General features: G+C 62.6%; 2 protein-coding genes. One reads left to right on the plus strand and one right to left on the minus strand.

Going from position 1 to position 2,123, the window contains the following annotated elements; all coding sequences use genetic code 11:
* The coding region (locus tag VN856_RS24690) for a glycosyltransferase (RefSeq protein ID WP_325694239.1) at positions 1 to 187 on the minus strand (187 nt) is incomplete at its 3' end.
* A gap of 657 nt (positions 188 to 844) precedes the next feature.
* Here VN856_RS24690 and VN856_RS24695 point away from each other — a divergent pair.
* Positions 845 to 2,123 (plus strand): carbamoyltransferase N-terminal domain-containing protein (locus VN856_RS24695; RefSeq protein WP_325694241.1); only part of this gene is annotated, 1,279 nt, incomplete at its 3' end.

Below are 2,123 nucleotides of genomic sequence, written 5' to 3' on the forward strand. Positions count from 1 at the left end.
CGTCGAGCCAGCGCTGCGGTTCCGCCCCGTAGGCGACCGCCGCAATCCCAGCCGACTCGACGAAGCCAACAACGTCTGGCGGGACAGCCATGCACACGTCGTGCCCTCTGCGCAGCAGCTCGCGCCCGATAGCGGAGCAGGGCTCGACATCGCCGCGAGTTCCCCACATCGCCAGCACAAACCTCATCGCGTATCTAAGCCTTCCACCTATCAGCGTGTTCTGCGAAATAGAACTGGCAGCCTCGCATCCGTCGGCAGCATAATCTTCGCGTGCAGCCCGTGGGACGTAGTCACGGCAGTTCCCGGCCCCAAATCAATCAGTGCCGAGGACGATTCGGAGACCGGCTTCATCAACCTCGAAACCGTCCCGACCCCTAGCTCACAGCCCTCGCATACTGATCGACGATGAAACGGCACGCTCGAACCGTGTGCGCCATCATCGCCAGCGCGGGATGAAAAATGGCGGATCGCGCTGGATTCGAGATCTTGGACGTGATGACACTGGGAGCCGACTTCCGCACGCTCGCAACGAGATATTCTGACACCGGCCTCGCTTCCCATCCGAGCCCGCGGCGCCAGCACGGGTTAGCGCGGTCGTATTCGAACAACGACCGTAACCGCCGATGCGCGCCGTTATGCGGTTTTATCGACGAATGTCGGGCCTGCTGTGGATCGCCGCGATATCGTCGGAGGACCTGCCGAGCTCCTATGGGCGCCATCTGGCTAAGGGTGCACGTCGGCGGAAAACTTGGGGGCTCCCTTCGATCGAGGACGGCAAACCAATGATCACCTGGCGGGCAAGGTCTTTGGCGCCGGACGGTCTGGCATGGCACTAATCTGTGGAATGAAGTTAGAGCACGACGGCGGCTTGGCGTTGGTGGAGTCGAGTCGGTCAGGCGCGCGGCTTGTCGCGGCCACCGAAGTGGAGAAACACGACAACCGCTGGCGCCACGATGCCTTGTTTGACGCCGGTCTGATCGAGCATCTTTTCGAGCAACTCGGGCATCGAGTCGACGAAGTCAATCGGTTTGTGGTGGACGGCTGGGTCGGCGAAGGTTTTCAAGTTTGGACCGCGGATCGCCTCGAACTGATCCGTCACGCCCCGTTCCGGCAATCCGACGACAGCACTCCCGTTCTGCACTGTTATCAACCCAGTTCATCGCTCACACTCGCAGGCAAGCCGCGGAGCTACGAGAGCTATCGTCACGTCGAGTCGCATCTCGCCAGCGCATATTTGACCAGTCCGGCGGCGGTCGAGCGCCAGCCCGCCCTTGTCCTGGTTTGGGACGCCAATTCGTTTCCCGTCGTGTATCTCGTGGATCCGGTACAACGTACGGTGCACTACCGTGGCTGGCTGTTCGGCATACTCGGCGGCGTCTACGAGTTTTTCAGCCGCAATGTGCCCCCGTTCGTTCTCGACCCGCAGTGGGACGAGGTGAAAAAGTGGCACGTTCAGATGTCCAATTGCGGAAAGGTCATGGCGTATGCGGGATTAGGCGCCGTCAGTGAACCCCTGGTCCGCGAATTTCGAAGGGCACTGGCCGCGCTGGACGGCCGTTGGGACATTTTCGGCACCGACCTTTTCTACGAGGAGGTTGAGCCGACAATTCGCCGAATCGGCCTTGATGCTGCATCGGTACTGGCCAGCTTCCACGAGGCCCTCGCCGGGCTGCTGGTCGAGCGGCTGGCCGATGCGGTCAAGCCCCTCAACGGTCGGGTAAGGACGCTGTGCTTCGCCGGCGGCAGCGCCCTGAACATCAAGTGGAATAGCGCGATTCGCGACAGCGGACTCTTCGACACCGTCTGGGTGCCCCCGTTTCCGAATGACAGCGGTGCGGCGATCGGCACCGCGTGCGCATCGCTGATGCACCGCGGCGCATTCGGGCCGCTGGAGTGGAGCGTCTACTGCGGACCCCCACTGACAGCTACCCAGCTGAGGCCCGGGTGGCATGGTGAGAAGTGTTCGGTTGACGAGCTCGGTGCCATGCTGGCGAAGACGGAGGAACCGGTGGTCGTGCTCGCAGACCGCGCCGAGCTGGGACCCCGGGCGTTGGGACACCGCAGCATCCTCGCCTCACCGCGGCAGGAGCGCATGAAAGGCATCCTGAACCAGATGAAGGGCC

The sequence above is a fragment of the Mycobacterium sp. genome (genome assembly GCF_035603715.1).
Classification (GTDB): Bacteria; Actinomycetota; Actinomycetes; order Mycobacteriales; family Mycobacteriaceae; genus Mycobacterium.